This is a genomic window from Prolixibacteraceae bacterium (genome assembly GCA_019856515.1).
GTDB classification, from domain to species: Bacteria; Bacteroidota; Bacteroidia; order Bacteroidales; family Prolixibacteraceae; genus Halosquirtibacter; species Halosquirtibacter xylanolyticus.
Window position 1 is genome coordinate 1,029,322 of the sequence record CP082230.1, and the last position, 13,903, is coordinate 1,043,224.

Consider the following 13,903-nt stretch of genomic DNA (forward strand, 5'->3'; position numbering starts at 1 on the left):
ATTTTACTGATTATCGAAAGATGCCACTTGCGCTGTTGCAGTATTAAACACTTTGGCCTCTTCAAATGTTGTCATCTCATTAAGCATTCGAACAGAACCCTCAACAATAGGATAGCAAATTGCAGCTCCAGTTCCCTCTCCTAAACGAAAAGAGAGATGAACAATAGGCTCACCCTTCATATGCTTGATCATACGAATATGTCCTTGCTCATCTGATTGATGCGAAAATAGAGCATAATCCAATACCGTAGGGCATATCTCAGAGGCTGCAAGTAGTGCAGAGGTTGTGATAAATCCATCAGTAATCACCACCATCTTTTGTGCTGCTGCTTCTAACATTCCTCCACAAATGGTTGCAATCTCTAACCCACCAAAGCGAGCTAAATTCTCTAACGGATTATCTGAAACACCATGTCTCTTAATGGCTTGTTCAATCACCCATGCTTTGTGATTAATACCCTGACTATCCAGCCCTGATCCTGGTCCAACACACTCCTTCACATCCGTATTGGTGAAGATTGAAAGAAGTGCAGATGCAGGGGTAGTATTTCCAATACCCATCTCTCCGAAACCAACGACATTTACTCCTTCATTCGCTGATTGACGGATCATTTCACGACCGTTTTCGATAGCTTGCAAACACTCTTCATTAGTCATTGCAGGCTCATGAAGCATGTTTCTTGAACCTTTACGTACTTTGGCTTGAATAAGGCGTGGGTGGGGTTTAAAATCATAATCGACTCCAGCATCTACAACTTTAAGATCAAAGCCATATATTTTACAGAACAGACCTATTCCACCACCCATCTCGAGAAAATTAAGACACTGTTGACTTGTCATCTCAGTAGGACAAGGACTAACCCCTTCGTCACAAACATGATGGTCTGATGCAACAGTAAACATGGTCGGCTTAACCAATTTAGGGCTGAGTGTATCTTGAATTAAACCTACACGTAGAGCAATGTCTTCCATCTTACCCAATGCTCTAATCGGCTTCGCTTTTTGATCTAGCTTAAATCTTAATTGTTGCTCTTTATCTCTCGAAAGAGGTTGAATATTTAATTGATCCACCTTCATATCATGTATGTTTTAACTGTTTCGACGATCAGAATAATTAGTATTGATAGAATAAACACCCGATGGTTTACATTACAGGTGATCTCGACATCTTTTGTGGTTATTTTTTTTGGCGTATCTCCAATAAACGGTTTGTCAATCATCACACCTCCATACTCATGAGGTCCTCCAAATTGGCATGACAGAATACCTGCTAACGCAGATTCTGGAAAGCCAGCATTTGGACTAGCGTGAGCTTGAGCATATTTCTTGATAAAATGGAGAACTTGAGGGTTTCCCGTGACTAAAAACATCATCCATGCTGTTAGGCGCGCAGGGATAAAATTTACAACATCATCTAGTTGTGCAGGAATACGACCAAAACGGAGATAGCGATGATTCTTATATCCTACCATAGAATCAAAGGTATTGATTAGCTTGTAACACATAATTCCAGGAACACCTAAAAGAAGATACCAAAATAGTGGCGCCACAACCCCATCACTTAGGTTTTCAGAAAGTGTCTCTAGCGTGGCTAAGCGTACCTCTTGTTCAGAAAGGACGGAAGTGTCTCTTCCAACAATACGTGAAAGCTGTTTCTGTCCAGCCTCTAACCCTTCCTGATCTAATTTGCGAATCACTGCCATTCCTTCTTGAATTAAAGTTCGATTTGCAATTCCCATCCACAGAAAATAGATGGCAAATAACAAGTATACTATTGGCATATTCTCTTTCAAAAAGGAAGAGATGATATATAGAAACACAAAAAGAATGAGGCAGTAGCTCAAGATAAGAACTCCACCTTTACAAACCCTATGCTTTCCTTTGTTCCATCGTTTTTCTCCCCATGAGATGGCCTTTCCAAAAAAGACAATCGGGTGAGGAATTCCAACAGGATCCCCAAACATGTAATCAAAAATAGTTGCAATGATGGGAATAAGTATCGATATAATAAATGTTTCACTCATAGTAATCAATAATCTCTTTTAAGGCAACTGTCAACTTTTTATTTTGTTCGAATCCGATAGAAGCGACTCGTATATGGTATTCTCCGAGACCTCTGAAGTTAGACGCATCACGTACTAAAATTCCATATTTTTCAACCAATATATCCTTAAGCTCCCCACTTCGAATAGGAGTCTCTAATAGAAAGAATCCTGTGTGTGTATTATATACACGTACCCCATTAAGTTTAGACAAGTCGTTTTGTAATTCTAGACTTAATCGTAAATATTCTTTTAAGGTCTCATGGTTATAAGGAGGGTAATCTATCAAGTATTTCCCTGCTTCTATAGCCAAACTATTCACACTCCAAGGAGGTCTAAAATCATGTAGTGAAGCTAGTTTTTGTGGCGAAGCATACACTACACCTAACCGCAATCCAGGGATCGCAAAGTTTTTAGTTAAACTCTGCATCACTATAAGGTTGTTATAATTAGACACCTCCGAAACCAAAGACTCTGAGTTTTTGATGAGCTCCATATATGCTTCATCAATCACAAAGAGAACATTTGGAAACCTTTGAATCCAATCAATTAAGATCTCTTTTGCGTAGATCTTCCCTGTAGGATTGTTCGGATTACACAACCAAACCAACTCATTGTCTTCGATAGCTTCCTCTACTCCTTCGTGTTCATGAACATAAGAGATATGGTGATCAAATTTAAGTGTAGCCTCTTCATACTCGGAAAAAGTTGGGCAAACAATTAATGATTTCCGACTTCGATAGGTCTGCGCTATAAGATAAATTGCCTCAGCAATCCCATTAAAAACCCCAACACTAGAAACATCAACCCCTTGTTGTACAGCCAACTTATCCATTAAACTTTCGCTATAGCATTCAGGATAACTACCAATACCTGCAAGCTTATATTGTAGATGCGTAATTAAACTGTTAGATGGCCCCTTAGGCCAGATATTGGTACTGTGGTTTGCTACAATTTTCTTAGCATATCTGTAGCTATCATCTCCATGACCGTAATGCATTGTCTTTTAATCTTTATCCGTTAATGCTTGATAGATTTTTTCCATATCCAGATGTTTACGGAAATGATCGGCCAAAAGATCGTACTGACGGTCTTTAAACGTGGCATAATCCTCCACCATGTTATTTTTTTCTTCGACATAAGGTGCAAGAACGTCTTCAATCACCACAGGGTTATCAAGGATTCCATGAATATAACTTCCCCAACATCTATCAGATCGCATCACTCCTTCCGAACCATCTTCTTTTTGGTTCAAAGGCGAGGCTGCATCCCCGAAGTTTGATTGTCCCATATGGATCTCATAACCTTCGCATTGGGTTTCATAATCTTTATATTTAAAAATCGTCTGTTTGGTTACTTTCTCCGAAGTCATGATAGTCTCAATATCCAATAGACCCAAACCAGAAAGATATGGAATAGAACCTTCAACTCCTTCTGGATCCGTAATACGACGCCCCATCATTTGATAACCACCACATATTCCAATCACTGTCTTACCATTTCGATGCGCTGAAATGATGGACTTAGCCACACCATTATGTTGAAGTTCTTGAAGATCTGCCAATGTATTTTTAGAGCCAGGTAAAATAACGATATCTGCCTTTTCGACTTCTAATACGTTGTTGGTGTAATAAAGATTAACACGAGTATCACGCTCTAATACGGAGAAATCAGTGAAGTTAGCCATCTTATCAAGCAGAATTACTGCAATATTTATTTTACCATCTTCTGCAAATTTTGCTTTACATGCTAAAGAGACCGAATCTTCCTCTTCGATATAGATCTCTTTATAAGCAGGGATCACACCAATAACGGGAACTTCGGTAATCTCTTCTAATATTTTACGTCCTTCGTCAAAAAGGGCAATATCTCCACGAAATTTGTTGATTATAATGCCTTTTATCTGTTTGCGTTCCTCTGGTTTTAGAAGTGCAATAGAGCCATAAACACTACCAAAAACACCTCCTCTATCGATATCTGCAATCAAATAAGTTGCAGCATCAGCATATACTGCCATCGACATATTGGTGACATCTCTATGACGTAAATTAAGCTCCGAAATAGAGCCAGCTCCTTCTAGGACAATTGGATTATACCTTTTCTCTAATCGATCAAATGCAGTATGTGCAGCATCTTCAAGGATTTGGTGGTTCCCATCACGAAAATATTGTACCGCAGAACGATTACCAATAGGTTTTCCATTCAACACCACTTGCGACATTTTCTCACCAGAGGGCTTCAACAAAATGGGATTCATATCAGTGTGGCAATCTACACGACATGCTTCGGCTTGTACCGCTTGTGCTCTTCCAATTTCAAAACCATCAGGTGTAGCAAAGCTATTAAGTGACATGTTTTGTGCCTTATATGGAGCAGGCTGGTATCCATCCTGAAGTAGAATTCGACAAACAGCAGTATTCACAATACTTTTTCCCACATCAGATCCTGTTCCAACGAACATAATAGACTTTAACTTCTTCATCTCTAAAATATATCATCAAACTAACGGACAGTAGACAATTATCGCGGTCAAATATAGGAATATACGATCCCAAAATAATACAATGGACACCACCATTGAATTGAGAAAGATATGGCACAACCGAAGGATAAATATAACTCTTACTCCCGAAAGCTAATTTATTAGTACTATGACAACCAAAGATTCAGGTCTTCCGGCTTTCTTGCGTTGTTCCCCCCTTCCCATCTTCATAATATTATGAATAAGACAGTGGAGTTATATCATGGCAACAACGTGGTAATAAGAATACATTCTGTATTGGTATTACAAAGAATTACGGCTGCGGGTACAGCTTTGGTTTAACTAGGATTATATCGTTGATATAGCCAGTCTCCAAATTCCCTTTATCTTTCGAGCAAAGATGCAATTTTTATTTTGAAACCCATTCCATATAAATAGAGTTATTTGATCAGAACCAATGTATCCATCGTTATTTGAAATCAATTTAGCTTTTGTCATCACACCACAGCTATATCTATTTTCAATAGTCCTTTTTTGCATTCCACTGATCACCCAAGCTGACATCATACGCGATAAAAACGCATCAACACCCTATCGAACAGAACAGTAGCCTCGCAATCCCCTTATAATTCCCAACTAAAAAACAACAAACTTACAGATATTAAACAGTAATATAGTAAGGATTGAACCAGTAAGACTCAAAGTCGCGTCAGGGAATTATTGGGGATTAAACAGCAAATTAACAGAGCTTAAACAGCAAATCAACAGAGCTTAAACAGCAGTCAAATAGGATATTAAAACGGTTCGCCAACGGTTCCAATACGGTGATGGTTCGAAGTTCGTTCATAGTTTGGTCATAGTTCCTTCGAAGATTCGGCTTTTTTTATGAATCAGCTTCGAATGAATTATGAGAGAATCTTGTAATAGCACCGTATTGGAACCGTTGACGAACCGTTTTAAGACTGTGTTAAAGCAGGGGAAAATAGCTGTATATCTATGGTTAAGCTCAAGTAAAGGCGGCATAAGTATGACCCATATAGAGTTTAAGTTACACTGTCTTTCCCTCAAACGAATCAAATTTGTCAAAGGCTCACTTTAATCAATAAAGTGGTGTCCCATTAAAACTCTATCAATAAATATGCAATATGTGTTAACATGAACCAAATGGTCTCAATAATTTAGTCGTTATAATTAACAACCAATCGATAACAGGATGAAAATTAGAATAGGACTAATACTACTGATGAACCTTGTATATTTCAATCTAGTTAATGCAAAGTCAAGTAGTCAAAACAAGAGACCCAATGTGATTATTATTATGACGGATGACCAAGGTTTAGCAAATATTGGATTTACTGGTCATCCCGTTCTTAAAACTCCCAATATTGATTGTTTTGCAGAGCAAGCTGTTCAATTGGGGAATTTTCATCAAGAATTGTTATGCTCCCCTTCAAGAAGCGCTCTACTTACAGGTATGTATTCTTCTAAAACGGGAGCATGGAGAACCAGTGTGGGTAGGTCCAGTATGAAAACAGAGATGACAACCATTGCTGAATTATTTAAAGAGAATAATTATCGCACAGCTCATTTTGGGAAATGGCACCTCGGAGATAATTACCCGATGCGACCACAAGATCAAGGTTTTGAAGAGACATTACATCATGGAGCAGGAGGTGTAGGACAAATTGCAGACCATTGGGGAAACGACTATTCGGATGATATATATCTTCATGGGGAAAAAAAGGAATATCATAAAGGCTATTGTACAGATGTATGGTTTCGAGAGACACAAAAATATATCGAAAACGATAGTACAAAACCATTCTTTATATACCTAGCAACCAATGCTCCTCATGCCCCCTATATCTGTCCAAAGAGAGATGAGTCATTCTACACAAAACGTGATGTACCTAAAAAGAAGGCACGTTATTATGGAATGATTAGAAACTTTGATACAAATTTGGGGCAATTTATCGCATTCTTGAGAAAGAAAAACCTTTACGATAATACGATCATTGTATTAACAACAGATGATGGGGCTTCTGCGATTGCTTTACACCCACCAGAGAATGACAAAGATGTGATATATAATGCGGGATTGAGAGGTGGTAAAGCATCACCTTATAATGGAGGACATAAAGTATTCTGTTTTATCAAACCGACAAAGAGTGAACAGATTAAGGAAAAGAATATCGATGAAAGAACTGGGGTGTGGGATATTACACCAACGTTAGTTGATTTTTGTAATCTTAAACAAGAACATCCTGTAAAATTTGACGGATTATCAATTTGTCCATTGTTGAGAGGGAAATCAGCTTCCAAGTTTGAAAACCGTTCTTTAGTAGTTCAACTTCAAGGAGGTGCAGGTGTAAAATGGTTGGCAGAAGTACCAACACCTTATAAAGAATCGACTATTATGCATAAAAGGTGGCATCTAGTAAATGGGAAAGAGTTATACGATATACAGAGAGATCCTTCACAAAAAAAAGATATTGCTAAAAAAAATCCTTCTGTTGTTCGTGATATGCAAAGAAGGTATATGGAATGGTATCAACAAAACACGAATGATCTAAACAATCCTGTTCGTATTTGGATTGGAGATCCCCAATGTCCAGTAGTTTATTTGACCTCACAAGATCATTATACCAAAGATAAAAATAGTATATGGCATGGAAGAGGAGCAATAAAGAAAGATACAAATAATGGTCCTTGGAAGATCCATGTGGTGAGACCAGGTAGATATAAGATTACCGCATCAAGATACCCCCTCTATATGAAAGAGTCTATCTCTCAAAACATTCAAAAACATAAAAAGGACTTTGATGTTTCAAAACTCGTGATTAAAGTAGATAATAAGGTACACTCTGTGCATGTAGGTCATAATGATACAGAATCATCAATCACATGTAATATTCCATTAAAAGATATCGATATTCTGGGACAGTTTATCTCAACGAAAAATAAGGCTATACCCACCTATTTCCTAAAAATAGAGAAGTTATAGCCTATTTAGTAAATAAAACAGAGAGTTTTTTAGAGAAGTAGATGGAATTAAATCTCTTTACTTCTCTAAAAACAGGTCTATTTATATTGACTCTTTTATTCTTCGCATGGCATCACCTGTAGCCCAAATAGAAAAGCCAAGCAACATTAAATCTTTGAGAATAAAACCATTTGGCACATACATATTATCCACTAATTTAAACATCCCAGGGCTACTAAATAAAAAAGACAAAGTGGCCAAGAAAGTTAGAGTTGATAATATCCCTCCAACCAAACCAATCTTTGGTTTCCAAGGACCAACGGCTAAAGCTAATGCCGTAATAATCTCTGCACTACCAATAATATTAGAGGTAACTTGAACACTAAAAAGATGTAGCATCCATGACATAAAAGGACTATTCTTTACCAAAGGAACAATCGCTTCTGCTTCAGTAGGAGTAAATTTGAATATCCCATACCATAATAGGATCAGCACCAAGCCATATCGTTCCACATTCTCTCCTATTGCTGTAACTCTTTTTGATTGATCCATTGTCATGATGATTTTAAGATTTGTAAATTCATATCAATCAATTGTATTAATTGCTCTTTCGAATCATACAATCGACGTGTTATATTTAAGCCGTTCCATAGATTTATAAGATATTTAGCAGTCCATTCGGGATTCCCATCAGGTGTCCATTGTCCTCGTTCTTGAGCTTTGGCCAGATAAATTTGAAAGAGCTTTTCCATTTGAAATAGATATTTCTTTGCTATATCGGCAACCTCGGGATCATTATTTGCAAATTCTACGATCGTATTCCCCAGTATACACCCCTTACAATGTGCTGCATAGCTGTCATCTGCTATTCCATAAAAGATAGACTTGATGACTTCTAGAGGAGTCTCACTTAGTTCTAATGTTTGCTCTAATGATCTTAAAGATGATGATTCTAATGCTTCAATACATGCAATGAACAACTCTCTCTTATTTTCAAAAAAATGGTATAAGCTCCCTTTATTTAGATCTGCATCTTTTAATAATTGCTGTAAGCCCGTAGCTGTATACCCTCTCTCCCAAAATATTTCAACAGTTCTTTTAATGATCTCCTCTCTACTAAATTTGGGTGGCCTTCCTTGTTTCTTCATCTGATGTTTTATTTTCTGTTACGAAGCTATAAGTTTATTTCTAAACCAATCGGTATAAAACTATATTTAACATATATGATATAATATAGAAGCAAGTATTTTACATTTATGAACAACTGTTTAATCGAATAAGAATAACGACAAACAGTATTAATACCTTGGGGTATACAATATGTATTTTTAACACTTATATGTCAAGGAAGATTAATATAATAGATAAAAAAAGCCTTTGGTAAAACGGTATATCGTCTTACCAAAGGCTACAGTTATTTGTGATAATTCTTATATCGTTGAAAAAAGTTGCCGATAATCAGAGACGACACAAATTATAGACCATTAATCTGTTTATTGAAGTTTTCATGAAGTATTGTTTTCATCTCTGCAACCACGGTTGCATATTTGGGATAATCTACGACATTCTCATTTTCATCTGGATCCACCGAAAGGTCATAAAGCATCGAAGCTTTTGTCTGAAAAGTTTTAAGGTTAATATATTCCGTATAACAATAGTCTCTGGAACGAATCGAAAACCCAGTGGCATTCTTAGTAAAAACAAACTCTTTCCCCTTTGTTTTAGGATCTTTTAGAAGAGGTACAATGCTTTTCCCTTCAAGTTGGTGACTTGGAGCTTTTAGACCACAAAGTTCAACCATCGTTGGATAAACATCTACAAGTTCCACTAGTTCATCATTCTTCACTCCTGTACTATAGCCAGGTACAGAGATAATAAATGGAACTTGCATCGAAGTTTTGTAATTTTTATACTTTGCCCACAAAGTATGTTCCATAAGATTATACCCATGGTCGGAAACCAAAACAACTATCGTATTTTCATCTAACCCTTCACGTTTTAATGCACCTATAAGTTTACCGATTAACGCATCTACATAACTAACGGTCGCATAATAACCATGGATAAGCTTAACAGCATTTGCAGAATCCACAGCACCCTTTTTAGGCATCCCCATATATCCTCTCAGTTCTCCCCAATTCCCAATGGAAATCTGAGGAGCATTCTTTGGGACAAAGTTATTGTACGGCAATTTAACATCTTTCTCGTCATACATATCCCAATATTTTTTGGGCGCGTTGAATGGCAAATGGTTAGAATTAAATCCTGCTGTTAATAAGAAAGGTTTGTTAGTCTCTTTTAATCGATGCATATCTCGTATTACTTTCTCAACAAGAAGTCCATCAATATAAGTAGAGTCAGGAACATCTGCACATTCGAAAGCAGGACCATTATTGTTTTTTGCATAAGTAAGCTTATTTTCTGGAAGTTGATAATCCCTCCAAAGTGACTCCCAATACTCAACTGGAGTTAATCCTTTATCATTCTTTTCAAAAGCATGTGGTCTCCAAATTTCATCCCAATCATTTGGATTATCATCCATATGGTGAAATATCTTTCCATTGGAGACAGTAGTATACCCACTATTTTTGAAACTTTTAATCATCGAAGTAATCTGTGGCTTTTCCTCCTTTACATAAACATCATAGCTTATAAAGTGATCCTTTGTTGGATATAACCCCGTCAACATACTTGCTCTTGATGCACCACAAATAGCTACATTACAATAGGCATTAGTAAACTGAATGCCTTCATTAGCTAGCAAGTCAATATTTGGACTCTTAATATTGGGCAACCCATAACATGCCAATTCTGGACGTAAGTCGTCCATATAAATCATTAGAACATTAGGTTTTTTCGCATCCTTGGTCTTTGTTATACAGGAGGCAAAAATAGTTGTTGCTAAACAAAATAGAGAGAAAGTTCGTTTCATTAGTTGTATTATTTTTATCAGTTTATAATGTTGCTTAGTTTGGTTTAACATACCTACTATTTCGAAAAGGTTGTCATGTTCTCAAAACGATTGGTATTCTACACTAAATAATTACACTCTACCATCATTTTAAGTATACTATATCAATTAATCATTGAACCAAACTAGAATCGGGCACATCGAATAATTAATTTTGTACAGCTGTCAGATTAATAAATATAGTCCAGAGTAGAGTCTCAGACTATAACTTCAGACAAATATAGGGCAATCCACATACCAACCAAAACAGAACAGCACCAATTGACTATTAAAAACAATTTAAGCTTTTATTTCGATTAAAAATTCACGAAAATTCATAAATGAGGTACATATCACCTTGAATCCGCACGTGTATTGTATTAATTTTAAGTAAACATCAGTAAGACAATACATAGTAAGGCTTTTATATATTCAGAAAAATCACCTATTTAGGTGAATGATCAAAGATTTTAATTCAAAGGTGACACCATTTGGTGGGATATATTTAATTCATGATTTGCTAATTTCAAACGGCATTATTCAATTTATTAATGAGCAATTAGTAGACAGAGACCCAAAGTGTATCTATAATTTCTCAGATTTGTTATTACCACGCATATACACTACTTTTTGTGGAGGTAGTGCTACGGAAGATATTAACTATCTCCGGGATAATACATTGAATAACTTGAGATCAATTTCTATCCCCTCTCCTGATACCATTCTAAGAGGAGATGTGGAGCTTTCTACTCCATGTGAGATTATCGATGGAAAGACTACAATTAAAGGCCAAAAGATAAATATTAACACACCAATGAATAAATTCTTGTTGGCTAGTGCTATTAAGTTTAAACAGTTAGATCCTAAAGCTTCTGATCTTATCTATGATTTTGATCACCAGTTCATTCCCACTAAAAAGAGTGATGCAGAATATAGCTATAAGAAGACAGAAGGATACTTTCCAGGAGTCGCAACCATAGGTAACATCCCTGTATATATTGAAGGACGAAATGGGAATTGTCATGTTAAAACAGCTCAATTAGAAACCCATAAACGAGCATTAGAGTTGTTGGCATCAAAAGGTGTAAAACTACAATATGCAAGAATGGACTGTGGTTCATATATCAAAGAGGTTACAGACTACTTTCATCAAGAGGAAATTCTATTTTCGATTAGAGCGTCTCACTCTAACGTATTACTATCAAAAGCATCACAAACAGATAATTGGTCCTGTTGTGAGATAAATAATCAAGCCTATGAAGTCAATAGCTTTAAATATGAATTTGGTCAATATAGACATAGAATCATTGCATACCGAAGACCCAATAAGTCTAATCAAATGTCATTGATAACCAATGATGCGAAGAATTATCAGTTTATTATAACCAATGATTGGGACATTACAGAAGAGCAAGCTATTATATTCTATAATCAACGTGGAGCTAGCGAGAAGGTTTTTGACATTCAGAACAATGATTTTAATTGGAAGTCAATGCCTCACAGTAACTTAGAAGAGAATACAGTCTACTTGATAATAATGGCTGTAGCACACATTCTTTATCGATACATTATATCCAGGTTTGCTGGTTTAGTCGAGGGATTAAAGACAACAAGTAGACTCAAAGCATTTATATTTCGTTTTGTCACGGTGGTGGCTAAGGTTACTAAAAGTGGACGAAGGGTGATTATTCATTTAGCAACAAACAATAAAAAACTAATCGAATCTACAAAGGCTGGATAGAATGATAAACGGAACTGGTATCGGCTCTCCCACATTAGCCTTAAGACATAAGTGGGTAAGGGAAGTTGTGTCTATCAAAGGTCTAAATTCATAGATATAGCACGTAGTATCTATAAATTTAGACTTAAAATCAGAATATTACCCAATAATAAAGATTTAAGGTATGCAAGAAAAACATCTGCGTATTTTAGGATATCATATAAGTTTAACGAATAGGTTCATAATCACTTAAAAAATAAGCTATTCTCGACTGCATGGAGTTGTATTACATAATTGGAATAACTCTCATATAAGAAGAGATAAAATTGTCAATTCAAGCAACAAATGCAACTTTTATATTCAATTGTATCCTACAAATTGTCGAATAGACAACTAATATATCCGAGTACATTTAGCATTTATGTTTATTTTAAATAAAAGCTATTGCGAGAATTGTAGAAAAAAACAATCTTTATAGTATACTTTTATAACTAAATTAACAAGAATGAGAAACTCACTATTTGTGATGACCATCCTATTATTTGTATGTCATCAATTAAAAGCTCAAACATCAACGACCGTATTTTATTCGGGGGAAGAAGGCTATCATAGCTATCGTATTCCCGCAATAATCAAAACACAAGATGGTGATTTATTGGCATTTGCAGAAGGACGAAAAAACCGAAGAGGTGATGTAGGTGATATTGACCTAGTTTATAAAAGATCTACTAATAATGGGCAATCTTGGAGTAAGATGAAAGTAATCGTAGACAATAATGATGGAGTGGCAGGAAATCCATCACCTGTCGTAATTGATAAAAATGGTAAAATTGTGCTTCTATTTGTCATACAAGCGGTCAATACACATCAGAAAGCTATTAGACAAGGGATTCCACCTAAAGGAGGACGTACGCCATATATAATTATCTCAGAAGATCATGGTAAACAATGGAGCAAACCTAGGTCATTAGAGAAGAGCTGTGATAAAAAGATATGGGGATGGTATGCTACAGGACCAGGGCATGGTATTGAAATTAAAAAAGGTAAATACAAAGGTCGAATTGTTATACCCGCCAATCATAATCTTATTACAACAACACAAAAAGATCCGATAAATCCAGGATTTAGTGCACACCTCATATATTCAGATGATCAAGGTGACACATGGAAGATTGGTGCAATAGACGAAGAGAGTAGTAAAAGCCGATACATGAATCCTAACGAAACCATGTTAACAGAACTAGCCAATGGTGATTTATATATTAACAGTCGTAATTGTTTAGGTGCCACTGTATGTAAACGAGCTGATGCATGGAGTTGTGATGGAGGTGAACATTTTACAACGAAGAGCTTTACACCCAACCTTTACCTACAAACACCTAATTGCCAAGGATCGATAATATCTTATGGAGACACAATTATTTTTTCTGGACCATATGAACTGAATAGAAAAGACCTTACCTTATGGGCAAGCTACGATAAAGGACATCATTGGACGAAGAAAAAATGTATACATAAAGGCAATGCTGCCTATTCTGATCTTGTAAAAATATCTTCAACAGAACTTGGCGTTTTATATGAATCAAAAGATATTAAATTCAAAAAGATTTTATTAAGTGAGATTGATTTGTAAATCACCAGCCAACAATAGAGCTTTCGTATAGCTCTATTGTTCAAAATGATAACTTAATATTTAAATAGATAATTATCATTTTTTGTATCTTGT

Annotated in this window: 10 protein-coding genes and 1 riboswitch; of the genes, 3 read left to right on the forward strand and 7 right to left on the reverse strand. The window is 36.0% G+C overall.

Annotated elements, in window-relative coordinates; translation table 11 throughout:
• Positions 1-3: 3 nt before the first annotated feature.
• Genes cobT through K5X82_03575 form a run of 4 tightly spaced genes read right to left on the reverse strand, consistent with a single transcriptional unit; the run spans position 4 to position 4,524 of the window.
• Entirely contained in the window at positions 4-1,086 is a 1,083-nt protein-coding gene (gene cobT, locus K5X82_03560) for a nicotinate-nucleotide--dimethylbenzimidazole phosphoribosyltransferase (protein QZT39077.1), read from the reverse strand.
• Positions 1,074-2,024, reverse strand: coding sequence for an adenosylcobinamide-phosphate synthase CbiB (cbiB, locus tag K5X82_03565; GenBank protein QZT37984.1), 951 nt, complete (start codon positions 2,022-2,024; stop codon positions 1,074-1,076). Before cbiB ends, cobT begins: the two co-directional genes overlap by 13 nt.
• Positions 2,017-3,042: an aminotransferase class I/II-fold pyridoxal phosphate-dependent enzyme gene (locus K5X82_03570; GenBank protein ID QZT37985.1), complete on the reverse strand. Its 1,026-nt coding sequence runs from the start codon at positions 3,040-3,042 to the stop codon at positions 2,017-2,019. Before K5X82_03570 ends, cbiB begins: the two co-directional genes overlap by 8 nt.
• Positions 3,043-3,048: 6 nt before the next feature.
• Entirely contained in the window at positions 3,049-4,524 is a 1,476-nt protein-coding gene (locus K5X82_03575; GenBank protein QZT37986.1) for a cobyric acid synthase, read from the reverse strand.
• Positions 4,525-4,689: 165 nt separating this feature from the next.
• Positions 4,690-4,941: riboswitch (cobalamin riboswitch) on the reverse strand.
• Positions 4,942-5,737: 796 nt separating this feature from the next.
• On the opposite strand from K5X82_03575, the gene K5X82_03580 reads away from it, so the two are divergent.
• Positions 5,738-7,528, forward strand: a complete 1,791-nt coding sequence (locus tag K5X82_03580; protein QZT37987.1) for an arylsulfatase — start codon at positions 5,738-5,740, stop codon at positions 7,526-7,528.
• Between the two features lie 81 nt (positions 7,529-7,609).
• Here the strand turns inward: K5X82_03580 and K5X82_03585 are convergent, their stop codons facing one another.
• From K5X82_03585 to K5X82_03595, 3 genes are all read right to left on the reverse strand, one after another.
• Positions 7,610-8,059, reverse strand: a complete 450-nt coding sequence (locus tag K5X82_03585; GenBank protein QZT37988.1) for a YkgB family protein — start codon at positions 8,057-8,059, stop codon at positions 7,610-7,612.
• Positions 8,060-8,061: 2 nt separating this feature from the next.
• Positions 8,062-8,655: a TetR/AcrR family transcriptional regulator gene (locus tag K5X82_03590; protein QZT37989.1), complete on the reverse strand. Its 594-nt coding sequence runs from the start codon at positions 8,653-8,655 to the stop codon at positions 8,062-8,064.
• Positions 8,656-8,981: 326 nt separating this feature from the next.
• Complete coding sequence (locus K5X82_03595; GenBank protein QZT37990.1) at positions 8,982-10,439, reverse strand: sulfatase; 1,458 nt, start codon at positions 10,437-10,439, stop codon at positions 8,982-8,984.
• Positions 10,440-10,914: 475 nt separating this feature from the next.
• Between K5X82_03595 and K5X82_03600 the strand changes: the two genes are divergently transcribed.
• Together K5X82_03600 and K5X82_03605 are read left to right on the forward strand one after the other, a co-directional pair.
• On the forward strand, positions 10,915-12,198 hold the full coding sequence (locus K5X82_03600; GenBank protein QZT37991.1) for an IS1380 family transposase: 1,284 nt from the start codon (positions 10,915-10,917) through the stop codon (positions 12,196-12,198).
• Between the two features lie 484 nt (positions 12,199-12,682).
• Positions 12,683-13,810: a glycoside hydrolase gene (locus tag K5X82_03605; protein ID QZT37992.1), complete on the forward strand. Its 1,128-nt coding sequence runs from the start codon at positions 12,683-12,685 to the stop codon at positions 13,808-13,810.
• Positions 13,811-13,903 lie beyond the last annotated feature (93 nt).